We start from the raw sequence: 17,309 nt of genomic DNA on the forward strand, positions 1-17,309 counted from the left end.
GCCGATAAAAAAAGCCCGCGTTGCATAAACGCGGGCTTTTTTCATTGCGGACGGTTGCGCTCCAGTTCCGCGCTCAACTCCTGGTACTTGAGCCGCGCCGCCGGATCGCCTTGCGCTGCCGCCGCCGCGTAATACGCGCGCGCGACGTTCAGATTGCGCTCCACGCCGTCGCCGCCGCGCTCGTAGAACGAACCGGCGACGTACTGCGCGGTCATGTCGCCGCCCTGCGCCGCTTTCTTGTACCAGGTGAACGCCTGCGTGTTGTCGCGGGGCGTGCCGCGACCATCCAGAAACTGGTTGGCGAGCGCGAGTTCCGCCTGCACGTGTCCCTGGTTCGCCGCTTTCAGAAACCAGCGATGCGCCTCGGCCGGATCCTTCGCGACGAACTCGCCGTCGTCGAACATCTTGCCGTAGACATATTGCGCGTGCGTCATGTTCGCGTCGGCGGCGCGGCGCAGCCACTTCTTGCCTTCGTCGATATCCGGCGCGCCGCCTTCGCCGTTCAGCAGCATCATCGCGTAGTTGAATTCCGCGAGCCGGCTGCCGCCTTGCGCCGCGCGGCGAAACTCCGAGCGCGCCGCCGCCATGTTGCCCGCGTTGTAATCGGCGACCGCGCTTTGCGTCGCGAGATCCGTCGATTTGAGCGTGGTCTGCGCGTTCGCCGCGCCGCTGAATGCCAGTGCTGCGGCGAGCGCTGCGGCCAGCATCAAAATTCGCCTGCTTGAAGTCGTGGTCATGTGCGTGCTTCCTGCAACGCCTGGCGCGTCGCCTTGAGGAGCCAGGTGACGTCGGCGGCCAGCGCGATCACCCGAATGCCCGCTTGAGCATACTGGCGCGCACTCGCCACATCCATCGCGAAAATGCCGCACGCGATACCCGCGCGCCGCGCCGCCGCCGCGATCCGTTCGATGGCCGCCTGGACGTCCGCGTGTTTCGGATCGGCCAGATGGCCGAGGCTCGCCGCGAGATCCGCCGGGCCGATAAACAGGCAATCGACGCCGGGAGTCGCCGCGATCGCATCGACGTTTTCGAGCGCCGCGACCGATTCGATCTGCACGATCGTCGCGATCTGCGCGTTCGCCGTGCTCAGATAGTCGCGCCGCATGCCATAAGCCGCCGCGCGGACGCCGCCCGCGACGCCGCGCTGACCGTCGCGCGCTTCGGCCGTTGGATATTGCGTGAGCCGCACGGCGCGCGCGGCGTCGTCGGCGGATTCGATGTTCGGGAACATCAGCGTGCGCGCGCCTGCGTCGAGCGCGCGCTTGACGAGCCAGCCAACGCTTGCGGGCACGCGCACGACCGGCTCGCTCGGCAGATGCGCGGCGGCGATCGCGCGCAACTGGTCGATCACGTCGCGGCTGTCGTTAGCCGAGTGCTCCATGTCGATACACAACCAGTCGAAGCCCGCGTGCGCGAGCGCTTCGGCGGCGCACGCGCTGCCGAGCGACAGCCAAAGGCCGAACAGAGCGCCCGGCTCGGCGAGTTTTTGCTTGAGGGGATTGGTGAAGGTGCTCATCGCGGCGCTCCGGGCTGGGAGGCGGCGCGCGCTTGGCGGAAGAAGTTGCGCGGCATGGCGTGCTCCGTTATGTCTCGCTCCGTTGTACCGCGCGTGTTGCGCGGCTTATCGAACGATCATACCGTGACAATAACGCCGATGCCGGCGCTTAGCCGATACGGCCTATGCGTGCTCGACGTCCGCCCAGCAGTTCGGCGTCTCGTAAAGACGCACGCGCGCGAGCTTCAGATTGACGCCGTAATGGGCGTCGTAGACTTCGGCGAGAATGCCGAATGCCACCGACGCCAGATTTTCGACGGTCGGAATGCGGTCGAGCACGACGGTCTTGTGGCCGGGCATGCTGTCGAGGAACTCGCGCACTTGTGCATCGCCTTCGTACACGATGAACGCGTGGTCCCACTTGCCGACGAGATGCTCCATCGCGAGCGATTTCACATCGGCGAAATCCATCACCATGCCGCGATCCGGCGCGCCTTCGGTATCGACGAGATCGCCTTGCAGCGTGATTTCCAGCACGTAGCGATGCCCGTGCAAATTACGGCACTGGCTGCGGTGATCGGGAATGCGGTGGCCCGCGTCGAATTCCAGCTTTCGGGTGATGGTCTGCACGTAGTTCTACCGGCTATCAGGGAATGTTCAGGTACTTGTGCGTCTGCATCGAAAGACGCCACTTCGGATGCCGCTTGCACCAGTCGATCGCGAGCTTCGTGTTGAGATCGCGCGACGGGCCGTCCATCGGCTGCACGAGAAAATACTCGAAGTCGAGCTTCGCGTAATCGGCGAGACGCTGGTTGTCTTGCGGCACGACCACTTTCAGTTCATTGCCCTTCGTCACGACGAGCGGCGCATCGGCCTTCGGACTGACGCAAATCCAGTCGATCGTATCGAGCACCGGCAGCGAACCATTGGTTTCGATCGCCATCTCGAAGCCAGCTTCGTGCAGCGCATCAACGAACGGCTGGTCGATCTGCAGCATCGGCTCGCCGCCCGTACACACGACGAACTTATGCGCTTCGCCGTCCGGCCATTGCGACGCGATCATCGCCACCAGATCGGCGGGCGTGCGGTATTTGCCACCGTTTTCGCCATCCGTGCCGACGAAATCGGTGTCGCAGAACTGGCAAACCGCTTCTGCGCGATCTTCTTCGCGGCCCGACCACAGGTTGCAGCCGGCGAACCGGCAAAACACCGCCGGGCGTCCGGCGTTCGCGCCCTCGCCTTGCAACGTGTAGAAGATTTCCTTTACCGCGTAAGTCATAACCGCCGTTTGTCTCTTAAAAATTAAACCGGTTCGAAGGTGACCTGCTCGCCCGCGCGATACGCCTCATAGCCGCGCTTGCGCAGCTTGCACGCCGGACACTGGCCGCAACCGAAGCCCCACGCGTGCAGTTCCGCCCGCTCGCCGACATAGCACGTATGCGTCTCGATCCGCACGAGTTCCACGAGCGTCTCGCCGCCGAGTTGTTCGGCGAGCCGCCAGGTATCGGCCTTGTCGAGCCACATCAGCGGCGTTTCGAGCGCATAGCGCGTTTCCATGCCGAGGTTCAGCGCGACTTGCAGCGCTTTCATGGTGTCGTCGCGGCAATCGGGATAGCCCGAAAAGTCCGTTTCGCACATGCCGCCGACCAGCACCTTCAATCCCCGCCGATACGCCACCGCCGCCGCGATCGTCATGAACATCAGATTGCGGCCGGGCACGAAGGTGTTCGGCAGGCCGTTCGCCGTGGCTTCGATCTCGATTTCGCGGGTCATCGCGGTTTCGCTGATCGCGCCGAGAATCGACAAGTCGATCATGTGATCCTCGCCGAGCCGGTCAGCCCAATGCGGGAACGCGCGCGCGACGCCGTTGCGGAAACCGTCGCGGCATTCGAGTTCGACCCGATGCCGCTGACCGTAATCAAAGCCGAGCGTTTCGACCGTCTTGTACCGTTCGAGTGCCCACGCGAGGCATGTGGCCGAGTCCTGGCCGCCGGAAAACAGCACGAGGGCGCTGTCCTTAGCGTCTGTCCGAGTCACCGTGAAACTCCGTGTATGAGCGCGCGATAAACGTGATCGAGCGTGATTGAGCGAGATCGGGCCGGAAAGTGTGGCCTGCGGCCCGTCGACCGGAACGGTCCGGCCATGCGGCCGAATAAAGCGGCCAAGTATAGGCGGGCGGCTTGCCGGCGTGATCGCGCGGTCTTTATACCGCCGATACCGCGCCCGGTTTCTCAACGCTCGAACAAAACAGCGGCAATCGATAAGTCCTTGAACCGCCACGAATTTTAACATGCGGAGTCTGTTTTCCGCCCGGTGCGGTCCGGACCCAGCGCGCCTCGAAGCCTTTCGGCCAAAACCCGCGCAATGGAAAAGGCCCGGAAACCTTGCGGTTTCCGGGCCTTCTTGCAACTGTGGTGGCCTGGGTCGGAATCGAACCAACGACACGCGGATTTTCAATCCGCTGCTCTACCAACTGAGCTACCGGGCCACGAAGAACGAAAGTATATCAAAGGGGTTTCCGACGCTCAAGCGTTTTTCACCCAATTTGTTTCAGTCAAACCTCGCTCTTGTTCTTGCCGAGGTCCACGCCGAGTTGCTTCAGCTTGCGGTACAAGTGCGTGCGTTCGAGCCCGGTCTTTTCCGCGACGCGCGTCATGCTGCCGTTCTCGCGCGCAAGGTGATATTCGAAGTACGCGCGCTCGAACGCGTCGCGCGCGTCGCGCAGCGGGATGTCGAAGGAAATTGCCGCCGTCGGGCCTGACTGGCCGTGCGCGATGCCCGAGTTGCTATCGCCGCCCGCGTTCATCGACGATACGCTCGGCAACGCGGCCGCCGCCGGCACGCTCGACAAGCCACCCGACATCAGCGGTTTCGCCGCCGTCGACGCCACCGGCGTCGCCGCCGTGCCGCGCGCGAGTCCCTGCTCGACCGCCTTCAGCAGTTTTTGCAGCGCGATCGGTTTTTCGAGGAAATTCAGCGCGCCGATTTTCGTCGCCTCGACGGCGGTGTCGATGGTCGCGTGGCCCGACATCATGATCACCGGCATCGTCAGCTTGCCTTGCGCCGCCCATTCCTTGAGCAACGTCACGCCGTCGGTGTCCGGCATCCAGATGTCGAGCAGCACCAGATCAGGCGCCTGACGCAAGCGGTAATCGCGCGCCTGCTGCGCATTTTCCGCCGCCTCCACCACATGCCCTTCGTCGCTCAGGATTTCCGAGAGCAATTCCCGGATGCCCATTTCGTCGTCTACCACCAGGATGGTTGCCATTTACGCTGCCCTTGTCTGCACTGTTGCTTTTGTCGTTCCGTGACTCGCGCTCGCTGCCGGCGGCGTTGCGCCGGTTTGAACAGCGTCGTCCGCGAGTTGCAGGAACAGAATCGAGATCTGCGCGCCTTCGATCACGTCGGCGGTTTTCGAACGATTACGTATGTCGATGCGCGCACCGTGCTCATCGACGATCTTCTTCACCGTTGCCAATCCCAGCCCCGTGCCCTTCGCCTTGGTCGTCACGTAAGGCTCGAACGCGCGCGAGAGAATGCGCGCCGGGAAACCGGGACCGTTGTCCGACACGGTCAGGCGCACCGCGACGCGCGCGTGGCCGGACGAATCGGGGTCGCCATATTCTACTGTCTTGGTTTCGAGCAGGACGCGCGGTTCCGCAACATCGGCCACGGCATCCTGCGCATTCTGCAAAAGGTTGTGGATCACTTGCCGCAATTGAGTCGCGTCGCCGCGAATCACCGGCAATTTCGCGAGCTCGATCGTGATCGGGCTCTTGCCTTCCTCGATGCCGTACAGCGCCAGCACTTCGCCCACGAGTTCGTTGAGTTGCAAATTGCCGAGCACGGCGGGCGGCGTCCGCGCGTATTCGCGGAAATCGTCGACCATCTGCTTCATCGCCTGCACCTGATTCACGATGGTCGTCGCGCCGCGCTTGAGCACGTCCGCGTCGTGCGGCGCGAGCTTGTCCGCGAGTTTCATCTGAAGGCGCTCGGCGGAGAGCTGAATCGGCGTCAACGGATTCTTGATTTCGTGCGCGAGCCGCCGCGCGACTTCGCCCCACGCGACCGAACGCTGCGCCGAGATCACGTCCGAGATATCGTCGAAAACGACCACGTAGCCGGTGGTTTCCGCGTCTTCGGCATCGCTCTCGGTCGCGCTCAGCAATTGCGTGCCGCGCACGAGCAGCGTCAGCGGATCGTTTTCACCCGGCACGGTGACCGCCAGTTGCTGCTGCCAGTGCCCGCGATCGCCGACCGGCTTGCCGCTGCCGCTCGCCGCCGCATCGCGATCCGCGAACGCCTTGCGCACCATCGCGCCGAACTCGGCGAGCACGTCGATCTGCTCCAGCGGCAGGTTCAGCGACGCATTGAACGGCTGCCGGAAAATCCGCGCGGCGCCGCGATTCGCGGTGGTGAGCCGGAACTGCCGGTCGAACACGAACACGCCCGCCGTCAGATTCGCGAGAATGCTTTCGAGATACGCCTTCGAATGTTCCAGCGCGATCCGGTTGTTCTCGACCGCCGCGCGCGCTTCGGACAACTGACGCGTCATCGCGTTGAACGACTGCGTGAGAAAGCCGAGTTCGTCACGCGATTTGACTTCGCGTTTGGGCGTGTAATCGCCCTCCGCCACTTCCTTCGTGCCTTGCGCGAGCAGGAACAGCGGGCGCGCGAGCTGATTGCCGAGCGCAAGCGCGAGGATCATCGCGATGAAAGTGGCGAGGAAGAGCGCGAGCGTCAGCGTGCCGATGTACATCTTGCGCAGGCCGGTGCGCCCCAGCGCCTTTTCCTGATATTCGCGATACGCGCGCTGCACGGCGTCGGCGTTGCGCGCAAGTGCGGGACTTACCGGCTGCTCGATCTGCAGGAAACGTTCGGCCGGCTGCAGTTCGGCCGTGCTGGCATCGGCGATCTTCACGATCACGCGCAATCGCAACGCGCCCTTCGGCCCGGTCGCGCCGGCATCGCCGTCCACTTCCCCTTCGATCGCGCCGTACGGACGCTGCCGCGCCTGATTCAGCATCAGCGGCGTCGGCAGGTTGTCGGGCACGAGCGCGGCGAAGTTACTCGATGCCTGCGCGATCACGCGCACATCGGGCGCCGTGCCGGAACCGCTTCGCATCGGCTCGACGATGGTCGCGTCCTGCACGTTGAACTGATCGCGCAGACGCAGGAGGGTGAGCGTGAGGCTTGTGGAATCGGCGCTGGAAAGCTGGTCGCTCATCAGGCGGCCTTTGTTCTGCAGGTCCGACAGCGACGCGTCGAGCATGCCGCGCCCGAGGTTCAGCCCGGACGTCAGCGCGGTTTCCACGTTGACGTCGAACCACGACTCGATACTGCGCGACACGAACTGATACGACACCACGTAGATGATCGCGCCCGGCACCACGCCGACGAGCGCGAAGATAAACGCGAGCTTGGCGAGCAGGCGCGTGCCGAATTTGCCCTGCCGCACCCGCGTCACGATGATGAGCATCAGCCCCGTGACGATCAGCAAAAACACGACGGCCACCGCGACGTTCGCCGCGTAGAGCCAGGAATAGTAGCGGTCGAAGAACTCCGTGTTCGCGCTGGCGAGCGCGAGCATCACGAGCAGCAGCACTGCCGTGACGGCGACGGTCGTTACCAGCAATCGGACGACGAAACTTTTCATATCGGTGCGGCGGCGGAATTTATTTGGCACGTTCGGCCGCCGTGAAAGTAAATCGCTTCCAGTCGGAGGAAAGGCTCCAGTCGCGGTTATTGACCGCGTCGATCTGGAACGGTTTGGGCATCAGCGCGATATCCAGTTGCATGCGCACGGATGCGTTGTAGGTATCGCCGGGCTTCACCTGCGTCCGGTCGATCACGTGCCACGACGTCACATGCTTGATCACCGCCAGCGCCTCGTTGAGCGATGTAAAACCAAGCTGCAGCCCGCCCGTCGAGACGCGATATTCGCGGGTAAGCGGTTGAAACGAAAGGCGAATGCTTTGCGAGACATTCACCGGTTCCTCGTCGAACCAATACCATCGCGGTCGCGAGAGACTGAAATCGGTCGTGAAATAAAGCGGAATGCCCTTGTTCACCGCGTCTTCGAGACTGCTGTTCAGCTCGAAGTCGAAGCGGGCGTCGAGACTCCAGCCGCTTGCGTCGGACTGCAGCGACGCACGCTGCACGGCGATCGGGTCGGCCAGTGCGGGCGTGGCTGCAACGAGGCTCAAGGCAAAAGCCAGCGCAGTCCAGACGACGGCAACGAGCCGAAGCGGAAAAAGGCGTTTGATCGTCACCGTTTCTGAAAGCGCGCGTAGAAGAATCCGTCGTGGTCGGCGGAAGATTCCGCGTTCCGGTTCGAAGTGATGCGGGCAGAATGCGCATCGCCCGCAGCGGCGTCTGAAACGTTGGAGCCGTCCGCCGTGTCTTGCGCAACGTTGGGGCTCGTGTGGAGCGCCGTCGGCAACAATTGCCCCGGCGCGTCCAATCGTACCGCATCTTCGTGCGCGTCTCCAAACCACTGCGCCTGCAACTCGCCTTCCTCCGGGAAGATCGAGCAGGTCACATAAAGCAACTCGCCGCCGGTTGCGACCAGCGGCCAGAGCGCCGACACGATCCGCCGCTGCTCCGCCACCAGCGCAGCGATATCCGACGGACGACGCAGCCAGCGAATATCGGGATGACGCCGCACGATGCCCGACGCCGAACACGGCACGTCGGCCAGAATGCGGTCGAACGCATCGCCGTCCGACCATTCCGACGGCTCGCCGGCGTCGCCCACGCGCACTTCAGCCGCGAGACCCAGGCGTTCGAGGTTCTGGCCGATCCGCCCGGCGCGCGCCGGATCGCTTTCCAGCGCGATCAATTCCACCTTCGCCAGTTCGAGGATATGGCCGGTCTTGCCGCCTGGCGCTGCGCACGCATCGAGCACGCGCATGCCGTCCGACGCGCCCAGCCATTGCGCGGCGAGTTGTGCGCCCGCGTCCTGCACGGAGACGATGCCCTCCGCGAAACCGGGAATCTTGTCGACCGGCATCGGCGTGTCGAGGCGCACCGCGTGAAGGCCCGCCGCCGTCGCTCCGATTCCCTCGGCCTTCAAGGTTTCGAGATAGTCGGCCACGTTCGTGCGCCGCGCGTTCACGCGCAGCGTGAGCGGACCTTGACGGTTGCCCGCGTCGAGAATGTTTTCCCAGGCGTCCGGCTGGCCGCGCTTCACCGCGTCGATCCACCACGCGGGGTAATTCCAGCGCACGACCGGATCCTGGCGGACCTCGGCGAGCAGCGTCTCGCGCTCGCGCAGGAAGCTGCGCAGCACGGCGTTGACCAGTCCCTTCGCAAATGCGAATTCGCGCCGCGCGGCGATCGCGTTGACCGTCTGATCGACGACCGTGAATGGCGTGTACGCCGCGTCGGCGTCGTTATCGGCGACCAGCGCGAAAGCGCAGCACAACACGTTCGCGACGTGCGGCGGCGGCGCCTTTTTCACGAGTTTCGCGAGCAGCGCATCCGCGAGCGCGAGCCGGCGCAAGGTGCGATACGCGATATCCTGTGTCGCGCCGCGCGCGGCCGGGTTGCCCGACGCGATCACGGTCTGCAGCGCCGCGGGCAGCGCCGATCCCGCGCGCACCGCGCCGATCGCCTGCGCCGCGCCGTCGAGGGCGAAGGCGAGCGAATCGGGCGCGAGATGCAGCGGGGTGAAACGGCCGTCGGACGACGTCCGGTCTTGCGCGGCGGGCTGAGCGGCGCGTCGGCGGGAAGGCTTGTCGGTCATGTCTGGGCGGTAGCGGCGGAGCCGCCGAAAGCGCGGACTCTTAAACGACGCATTGTAACGTGCGAGCCAGATTCGGCCGGAGGTGATGCTCGACCGCGTTTTTATCGCAGTTGCAGTCTCAAAAAAAATCGCCGCACGAGGCGGCGATTTTTTGAGACTGGTTAGGCACTGACGCCCTTAAATCACTCCATGCGGCCGGTCCGCGCCATTTCCATCAGGCGCGCAACGCGTTCCTCGGTTGCCGGGTGCGTCGAAAACAGATTGGCGATCCCGCCGCCCGACAGCGGATTCATGATCATCATCTGCGCGGTCGCCGGATGCTGCTCGGCGGTCGGAAACGGCACGCCGCGCGCGTACGCGTGGATTTTTTCGAGCGCGCTCGCGAGCGCTTGCGGATCGCCCGAAATCTGCGCGCCGCCACGATCCGCCTCGAATTCGCGCGCCCGCGAAATCGCCATTTGAATCAGCGCACCGGCGATAGGCGCGAGAATCGCCACCGCGATACTCGCAATCGGATTCGACGGACGCCCTTCCGAATCGCGGCCGCCGAAAAACATCGCGAAGTTCGCCAGCGCGGAAATCGCGCCCGCCATCGTGGCCGAAACGGTCGAAATGAGGATGTCGCGATGCTTCACGTGCGCGAGTTCGTGCGCCATCACACCGCGCATTTCCCGCTCCGACAACACACGCAGAATACCCGTCGTGGCCGCGACCGCCGCGTGCTCCGGATTACGGCCGGTCGCGAACGCGTTCGGCGCGTCTTCGTTGATGAGATAGACGCGCGGCATCGGCAATTCGGCCCGCGCCGCCAGATCGCGCACCATACGATAAAACTGCGGCGCGCTGGATTCGTCGACTTCCTGCGCGTTGTACATGCGCAGAACCATCTTGTCCGAGAACCAGTACGAGAAAAAATTCATGCCGAGAGCGACCAGCAGCGCGAGCATCATGCCCTTCGAGCCGCCGATCATCCCGCCGATCACGACAAAAAGGGCCGTGATCGCTGCCATCAGCATCGCCGTTTTGACCCAGTTGAACATGTCCTGAACTCCTCACCCTTTATCAGTGCGCATTTCGCGCGAATGGTCCGCGAACAATTGCTCGCGGACCACGATTGTAAGCAAAATGTTAGATAAGGGCATCTCGCAATAATTCAATCACCGATGCGAAGTCGCGAGCTTGATTCCCAGTCCGACGAAAGCGCTGCCGACCACACGATCCAGCCACATCTTCACAGACGGCTTGCCCGAGAAGCGCGCGGTCACGCTGCCCGCGATCCACGCGACGAACGTATTCCAGATCGTGCTCATTGCGATGAAAACCAGCCCGAGCGCAAGGAACGCGAACACTTTGTGCGGACTGTCGGCGGTGACGAATTGCGGGAAAAAGGAGACGAAGAACAGCACCACCTTCGGATTCAGCACATTGGTCACGAAACCTTGCGCGAACAATTGCCGGAGGGATTTCGGCGCCGATTTGACGACGACTTGCGGTGTATCGGCGGTCTTGGCGGCATCGGGCTTAGTAAAAATCAGCCGAACGCCGAGATAAATCAAATAGATCGCGCCCGCGAACTTGACGATGGTGAACGCGGTTGCCGACGCCGCCAACAACGCCGTCAGCCCGAACGCGCAGGCGAGCGTATGGACGACGCAACCCGCCGAAATACCCAGCGCCGAAACGACGCCCGCGCCCCGGCCCTGCGCCACGCTACGTCCGACGATGTACGCGGTGTCCGGCCCCGGTGTGACGTTCAGCAGGAAAACCGCGACGAGAAAGAGCGAAAAGCTGGTAATGCCGAGCATCGAAAACTCCGCGTGAGATAAGTGTCTGAGCCCGTTAGACGCCGGAATCCGCCGGTATCGCGAACTGCTGCCCCGCCTGAAGCGGCGATCCAGCAAGGAATTCGCGCGCGCCGAGCCGCTTGCCGCCCGGCTTCTGGAGTTGCGTGATCCGCAGCGCGCCTTCGCCGCACGCGACCACCACGCCGTCCGCCGACGCTTCGAGGATCGTTCCGGGCGCCTTTTCATGCTTAACCGTGCTGACGGCCTCTGCTTCCCAAATTTTCACGGCGACGCCGTCCAGCATTCCCAGACCGCCGGGAAACGGATCAAAGGCGCGAACCTGACGCGCGAGCACATCGGCAGGACGACGCCAGTCGAGCGCGGCTTCGTGTTTCGCGATCTTTTCAGCGTAGGTCGCGCCCTCTGCCGGTTGCGGCACGGACGGCAGCGCGCCGTCGCGTTCGAGATCGCGCAGGCCCGCCACGACGAGATCCGCGCCGAGTTGTGCGAGCCGGTCGTGCAGCGTGGCCGTGGTGTCGGCGGGAAGAATGGGAATGCGCGCCTTACGGATCATCGGCCCGGTGTCGAGTCCCGCGTCCATCTGCATGAGCGTGATGCCGGTTTCGACGTCGCCCGCTTCGATCGCGCGGTGGATCGGCGCAGCGCCTCGCCAGCGCGGCAATAGCGACCCGTGGATGTTGATGGCGCCCTTCGGCGCAATATCGAGCACTTCCTGCGGCAGGATCAGCCCGTAAGCCGCCACCACCATGACGTCGTGCGGCGTCGTGCGCAGCAAATCGATCGCCGCCGCCGCTTCTTCCGGATACTTGCCGTTGCGCCGCAACGACGTGGGCTGCGCCACCTGCAAGCCCTGTTCGAGCGCGAAACGCTTGACCGGAGTCGCGGCCAGCTTCATGCCGCGCCCCGCCGGCCGGTCCGGCTGCGTGAGAACCAGCGGAACCGTAAAACCCGCTTGATGAATTGCCGCGAGCGCAGCCGCGGCAAATTCGGGCGTTCCGGCGAAAACGACGCGCAGCGCTTGTGTCATGTGAACGGCCAACCTGCTGAAAAGACGAAAAACGGATTAAGCCAACGGAATTACAGCGCCTTTTCGAGCTTTTTCATCTTGCCGCGAATACGCGTCTGCTTCAGCGGCGACAGATATTCCACGAAGACATGCCCCGCCAGGTGATCCATTTCATGCTGGATGCAAACGGCCAGCAACTCGTCGCAATCGATCTCGAACGTTTCGCCCTTCTCGTTCAGCGCTCGCACGCGAACTTTCTCGGGACGTTCGACGAAATCGTAGATTCCCGGTACGGACAGGCAGCCTTCTTCCCAGTCCTTTTTTTCGTCGCTCGACCAGACGATTTCCGGGTTGATGAAGACCTGAAGCTGATCGTGCGTGTCCGAGACGTCGATGGTGATGACGCGCTCATGCACGTCCACCTGCGTCGCCGCCAGCCCGACGCCGGGCGCGGCGTACATCGTCTCGGCCATGTCGGCGACGAGCTTGCGGATGCGGTCATCGACCACTTCGACCGGTTTCGCGACCTTGTGCAGCCGTTTGTCCGGGTAGTTGAGTATGTGCAAAAGAGCCATGTTTCAGATTATCGACGCACGCCGGAGCGCGCGAAAGTCGGCCATTCGGCCAGGTTGCGAACGAGTGTCGGCGTGCGGAAGATAGGCAACTGAACGGTTTCGGTTCAGCGCCGCGAGTGAGCGGCGACGCCTTGTCGAAACGGGCGCCAGCGCGGCCGGACGACGACTCTTATGTATTTCGGAATATGAAAATTTTAACATGACGACCGCCGACCTGCTGACCGTCTCCGCCGCGCCGCCACTGGCTCCCCGGGATATCGACGAACTTCGCGCGTGGCTTCGCCTCGCTCAGGCGCGCGGGCTTGCACCCGCCGCGCTGCGTTCGCTGCTGAGCACGTTCGGAAGCCCGCAAGCCGTGCTTGCGGAATCGTTCGCCGCGCTCGCCCGGGTTTCCAGCGATGCCGCCGCACGGGCCGCGCTCGCGCCGCCTGCGGCATCCGAACTCGGCGATTTCGAAACTTGCTTCGCGCGCTCGGCGGAATGGGCCGCCGAGCCGGGAAACCACATCGTGACGCTCGCCGACAGCGCGTATCCGCCGGCGCTCCTGACCATGCCCGATCCGCCGCCGCTGCTATATGTAAAGGGGCGGCTCGCGGTGCTGCAATCACGCGCGGTCGCGATGGTCGGTAGCCGCAGCGCGACGCCGCAAGGGATCGAGGACGCGCAGCGCTTTGCTCACGCGTTTTCCGCCGCCGGGCTGGCGGTCGTGTCGGGGATGGCGCTGGGGATCGACACGGCCGCGCATCGCGGTGCGCTCGGCGGCGCGGGCAGCACGATCGCCGTGATCGGAACGGGCGCGGATCTCGTTTATCCGTCGGCGAACCGCGCGCTCGCGCATGAGATCGCGGGGGACGGCGCGATCATCTCTGAATGGCCGCTCGGTACGCCCGCGCGGGCCGCGAACTTTCCGCAGCGCAACCGGCTGATCGCGGGTCTTGCGGGAGGCGTGCTGGTGGTGGAAGCCGCCATGCGCTCCGGCTCGCTCATCACCGCGCGGCTCGCCAACGAAATGGGGCGCGATGTATTCGCGATTCCCGGGTCGATCCACGCGCCGCTCGCGCGCGGCTGTCATCGGATGATCAAGCAGGGCGCGAAGCTCGTCGAAACGCCGGGCGACGTGCTGGAGGAATTCGGCCTCGCCGCGCCTGCGAACGAGGCACAACCCGCCGCGCCGTGCCGCCCGATGGCGGCAACCGCGTCCTGGGCGTCCGCCAGCGTGGCGCCGAAAACACACACTGCCGACGAAACACGCGTGCTCGACGCGCTCGGCCACGCGCCCGCGACCCTTGAAATGCTCGGTCACCGTACCGATCTGCCCGGTGCCGCGCTCCAGTCCTTGTTGCTGAAGCTCGAAATGGCAGGCGCGATCGGCGTGCTGGCAGGCGGGCGTTTTGTTCGTCTGACGTGCTGAATGGACAGCGGAATGCGGCGCCGTGCTACATTCGCCAAAAATCCGCCGACAACGGCCGCCACGCCCGACCATAAGGAACCGCCCCAAGGAACGCCATGCCCGCGCTGAATCTCGACACCGACGCCGACCAAATCGCCGCGCGCATCGCCGAGCCGGGCACGCTTTTCGTGGCCTGCCTGTGTGCGGAATGGTGCGGCACGTGTCGCGATTACCGGGACGGCTTCGATCGTCTGGCCGACGCGCATCCCGAAATGTGCTTCGCGTGGATCGATATCGAAAATCAGGCGGATCGTTTCGACGATCTCGATGTCGAGAACTTTCCGACCATCCTGATCGAAGATTCGATCACCACGCGTTTTTTCGGCACGGTGCTGCCGCAAGCATCGATCGTCGGGCGCATGTTGTCCGATCTTACCGCGCTGCCGGGCATGGCCGGCGCGCCGAAACTGCGTCCCGCGCTGGCCGAGGCCTGAGAGCCCGCAGCGGCCGGCCGGGGCATCCGTATTTATATGACGTCGGGGCTCGCCCGCCGCGCCGTGTGCTATAAAGCGGCGTTAATGGACTCGCGACGGGTCCCAAGCCAGTCTTCTAATATATTGAGTCATGTCCAAAGCTCTGATCATCGCTGAAAAGCCTTCTGTCGCGAACGATATCGCGCGCGCTTTGGGCGGCTTCACCAAGCATGACGAATACTACGAGAGCGACGACTACGTGCTTTCGTCGGCGGTCGGCCACCTGCTCGAAATCGCGGCGCCGGAAGAATACGACGTCAAGCGCGGCAAGTGGAGCTTCGCGAACCTGCCCGTCATTCCGCCCCATTTCGATCTGAATCCGATCGCGAAGAGCGAGTCGCGCCTCAAGGTGCTGACCAAGCTGCTCAAGCGCAAGGACATCGACCGCCTGATCAACGCCTGCGACGCGGGGCGCGAGGGCGAGCTGATTTTTCGCCTGATCGCGCAGCACGCGAAGGCGAAGCAACCCGTCCAGCGCCTCTGGCTCCAGTCGATGACCGCCGGTTCGATCCGCGACGGTTTTGCCAATCTGCGCAGCGACGCCGACATGCAGCCGCTCGCGGACGCCGCGCGATGCCGCTCGGAAGCCGACTGGCTGGTCGGCATCAACGGCACGCGCGCGATGACCGCGTTCAACAGCAAGGGCGGCGGCTTCTTCCTGACGACCGTCGGCCGCGTGCAGACACCCACTCTTTCCATCGTGGTCGAGCGCGAGGAAAAAATCCGCCGCTTCGTGCCGCGCGATTATTGGGAAGTGCGCGCTGAATTCATCGCGGCGAAGGGCCTGTACGAAGGCCGCTGGTTCGACCCGAAGTTCAAGCGCGTCGAAGGCGATCCGGAACAGCGCGATTCGCGGCTGTGGAGCCTGCCCGCCGCCGAAAGCGTCGTGGCCGCGTGCCGGGGCAAGACCGGCACGGTGACGGAAGAATCGAAGCCGTCCACGCAGATGTCGCCGTTGCTGTTCGATTTGACGAGCCTGCAGCGTGAGGCCAACGGCCGTTTCGGCTTTTCTGCCAAGAACACGCTCGGCCTGGCTCAGGCGTTGTACGAAAAGCACAAGGTTTTGACCTATCCGCGTACCGACGCGCGCGCGCTGCCCGAGGACTATCTCGATACGGTGAAGGACACGCTTACCATGCTGAAGGAGAGCAACAACTACCTTCCGCACGCGAAGCAGGTGCTGGACAAGGGTTGGGTCAAGCCGAACAAGCGCATCTTCGATAACTCGAAGATCAGCGATCACTTCGCCATCATCCCGACGCTGCAGGCGCCCAAGGCGCTGTCCGAGCCGGAACAGAAGCTTTACGACCTGGTCGTGAAGCGCTTCCTCGCGGTATTTTTCCCGCCCGCCGAATATCTTGTCACGACGCGTATCACGGAAGTCGCCGGTCATCATTTCAAGACCGAAGGGAAGGTGCTGGTCGAGCCGGGCTGGCTGCAGGTGTACGGCAAGGAAGTCAGCGGCGAAGACGCGAACCTCGTGCCGGTGCAAAAGGACGAGAAGGTCGATGTCGAGAAGGTCGCGGCGCACGGTCTCGTGACCAAGCCGCCCGCGCGCTACAACGAAGCGTCGCTGCTGTCGGCGATGGAAGGCGCGGGCAAACTGGTCGAAGACGAAGAACTGCGCGAAGCCATGGCGGCCAAGGGTCTCGGCACACCGGCGACGCGCGCGGCGATCATTGAAGGGCTGCTCGGCGAAAAGTACATGATTCGCGAAGGCCGGGAACTCATTCCGACCGCCAAGGCATTCCAGTTGATGACGCTCCTGCGCGGCCTCGGCGTTGAAGAGCTGACCGCGCCGGAACTGACCGGCGAGTGGGAGCACAAGCTGTCGCAGATGGAGCGCGGCAAACTTCCGCGCGACGCTTTCATGCAGGAAATCGCCCGCATGACGCAGACCATCGTCAAGCGCGCGAAGGAGTACGACTCCGACACGATTCCCGGCGACTACGCGACGCTCGAAACGCCGTGTCCGAATTGCGCCGGACAGGTGAAGGAAAACTATCGCCGCTTTGCCTGCACCAAGTGCGAGTTCTCGATCTCGAAAATCCCGGGCGGACGTCAGTTCGAAATTCCCGAGGTCGAAACGCTGCTGACGGACAAGACGATCGGGCCGCTCTCGGGTTTCCGCAGCAAGATGGGCCGGCCGTTTTCGGCCATCCTGAAACTGTCCTTCGACGACGAAATCAAGAACTTCAAGCTCGAATTCGATTTCGGCCAGGACAGCGGCGGCGAAGACGGCGAACCGCCGGATTTCTCCGAACAGACGCCGGTCGGCGCCTGTCCGAAATGCCAGGGCCGCGTGTTCGAACACGGGATGAGCTACGTTTGCGAAAACTCGGTCGCGAACCCGAAGACCTGCGATTTCCGCTCGGGCAAGGTGATCTTGCAGCAGGAAATGTCGCGCGAGCAGATGACGAAGTTGCTGGAAGAAGGCCGCACCGACCTGCTGACGAACTTCAAGTCGTCGCGCACGGGCCGTAACTTCAAGGCGTTCCTCGTCAAGCAGCCGGACGGCAAGATCGGCTTCGAGTTCGAGAAGAAGGAACCGAAGCCGGGCGCGAAAACGCCGGCGGCCAAGCGCGGTGCGGCGGCAGCAGCCGCGCCGGAAACCGACGACGACAACGACGGCGACGTCGCGGTTGCCGCCAAAAAGATCGCGGCTAAGAAAGCGCCGGCCAAGACGGCAGCCAAGAAAGTCGTCGCGAAGAAAGCGCCGGCTAAAAAGGCAGCCGCCAAGAAGACGAGCTAGGCTTTC

At 63.8% G+C, this 17,309-nt stretch carries 16 protein-coding genes and 1 tRNA gene; 3 read left to right on the forward strand and 14 right to left on the reverse strand.

Annotated features, from left to right (window positions below; genetic code table 11):
• Positions 1 to 41: 41 nt before the first annotated feature.
• The 14 genes from AC3D25_RS15190 to def all read right to left on the reverse strand — a co-directional run bounded on the left by AC3D25_RS15190 (position 42) and on the right by def (position 12,628).
• Positions 42 to 737 carry a tetratricopeptide repeat protein gene (locus AC3D25_RS15190; RefSeq protein ID WP_488889189.1) on the reverse strand — a complete coding sequence of 232 codons (696 nt, stop codon included), beginning with the start codon at positions 735 to 737 and terminating at the stop codon, positions 42 to 44.
• On the reverse strand, positions 734 to 1,516 hold the full coding sequence (locus tag AC3D25_RS15195; RefSeq protein ID WP_488889190.1) for an HpcH/HpaI aldolase family protein: 783 nt from the start codon (positions 1,514 to 1,516) through the stop codon (positions 734 to 736). Before AC3D25_RS15195 ends, AC3D25_RS15190 begins: the two co-directional genes overlap by 4 nt.
• A gap of 162 nt (positions 1,517 to 1,678) precedes the next feature.
• A complete protein-coding gene (gene queD / locus AC3D25_RS15200) occupies positions 1,679 to 2,125 on the reverse strand; it encodes a 6-carboxytetrahydropterin synthase QueD (RefSeq protein ID WP_488889191.1) in 447 nt (148 codons plus the stop codon).
• Positions 2,126 to 2,141: 16 nt separating this feature from the next.
• Complete coding sequence (gene queE, locus AC3D25_RS15205; RefSeq protein ID WP_488889192.1) at positions 2,142 to 2,774, reverse strand: 7-carboxy-7-deazaguanine synthase; 633 nt, start codon at positions 2,772 to 2,774, stop codon at positions 2,142 to 2,144.
• A 23-nt stretch (positions 2,775 to 2,797) separates the two neighbouring features.
• Complete coding sequence (gene queC / locus AC3D25_RS15210; protein ID WP_488889193.1) at positions 2,798 to 3,532, reverse strand: 7-cyano-7-deazaguanine synthase QueC; 735 nt, start codon at positions 3,530 to 3,532, stop codon at positions 2,798 to 2,800.
• A gap of 375 nt (positions 3,533 to 3,907) precedes the next feature.
• Positions 3,908 to 3,983, reverse strand: a tRNA-Phe gene (locus AC3D25_RS15215).
• Between the two features lie 66 nt (positions 3,984 to 4,049).
• Positions 4,050 to 4,763 carry a response regulator transcription factor EsaR gene (gene esaR, locus AC3D25_RS15220; protein WP_488889194.1) on the reverse strand — a complete coding sequence of 238 codons (714 nt, stop codon included), beginning with the start codon at positions 4,761 to 4,763 and terminating at the stop codon, positions 4,050 to 4,052.
• Entirely contained in the window at positions 4,764 to 7,151 is a 2,388-nt protein-coding gene (locus tag AC3D25_RS15225) for a sensor histidine kinase (RefSeq protein WP_488889195.1), read from the reverse strand.
• Positions 7,152 to 7,170: 19 nt separating this feature from the next.
• Positions 7,171 to 7,767, reverse strand: a complete 597-nt coding sequence (locus AC3D25_RS15230; protein WP_488889196.1) for a DUF4390 domain-containing protein — start codon at positions 7,765 to 7,767, stop codon at positions 7,171 to 7,173.
• The gene (gene rsmB, locus AC3D25_RS15235) at positions 7,764 to 9,242 is read right to left on the reverse strand and encodes a 16S rRNA (cytosine(967)-C(5))-methyltransferase RsmB (protein WP_488889197.1); all 1,479 of its coding nucleotides are present in this window, start codon (positions 9,240 to 9,242) and stop codon (positions 7,764 to 7,766) included. Before rsmB ends, AC3D25_RS15230 begins: the two co-directional genes overlap by 4 nt.
• A 182-nt stretch (positions 9,243 to 9,424) precedes the next feature.
• Positions 9,425 to 10,282, reverse strand: coding sequence for a zinc metalloprotease HtpX (gene htpX / locus AC3D25_RS15240; RefSeq protein ID WP_488889198.1), 858 nt, complete (start codon positions 10,280 to 10,282; stop codon positions 9,425 to 9,427).
• Between the two features lie 117 nt (positions 10,283 to 10,399).
• On the reverse strand, positions 10,400 to 11,047 hold the full coding sequence (locus AC3D25_RS15245; protein ID WP_488889199.1) for a LysE family translocator: 648 nt from the start codon (positions 11,045 to 11,047) through the stop codon (positions 10,400 to 10,402).
• Between the two features lie 34 nt (positions 11,048 to 11,081).
• The gene (gene fmt / locus AC3D25_RS15250; protein ID WP_488889200.1) at positions 11,082 to 12,074 is read right to left on the reverse strand and encodes a methionyl-tRNA formyltransferase; all 993 of its coding nucleotides are present in this window, start codon (positions 12,072 to 12,074) and stop codon (positions 11,082 to 11,084) included.
• A gap of 50 nt (positions 12,075 to 12,124) precedes the next feature.
• The gene (gene def, locus AC3D25_RS15255; RefSeq protein WP_488889201.1) at positions 12,125 to 12,628 is read right to left on the reverse strand and encodes a peptide deformylase; all 504 of its coding nucleotides are present in this window, start codon (positions 12,626 to 12,628) and stop codon (positions 12,125 to 12,127) included.
• Positions 12,629 to 12,827: 199 nt separating this feature from the next.
• Between def and dprA the strand changes: the two genes are divergently transcribed.
• The 3 genes from dprA (at position 12,828) to AC3D25_RS15270 (ending at position 17,303) form a co-directional block, all read left to right on the forward strand.
• The gene (gene dprA, locus AC3D25_RS15260; RefSeq protein ID WP_488889202.1) at positions 12,828 to 14,039 is read left to right on the forward strand and encodes a DNA-processing protein DprA; all 1,212 of its coding nucleotides are present in this window, start codon (positions 12,828 to 12,830) and stop codon (positions 14,037 to 14,039) included.
• 95 nt (positions 14,040 to 14,134) lie between these two features.
• Complete coding sequence (locus tag AC3D25_RS15265) at positions 14,135 to 14,512, forward strand: thioredoxin family protein (protein ID WP_488889203.1); 378 nt, start codon at positions 14,135 to 14,137, stop codon at positions 14,510 to 14,512.
• A 130-nt stretch (positions 14,513 to 14,642) separates the two neighbouring features.
• Positions 14,643 to 17,303 carry a DNA topoisomerase III gene (locus AC3D25_RS15270; protein WP_488889204.1) on the forward strand — a complete coding sequence of 887 codons (2,661 nt, stop codon included), beginning with the start codon at positions 14,643 to 14,645 and terminating at the stop codon, positions 17,301 to 17,303.
• The last annotated feature ends 6 nt before the right edge of the window (positions 17,304 to 17,309 follow it).

This window comes from Caballeronia sp. SL1002, assembly GCF_057814995.1.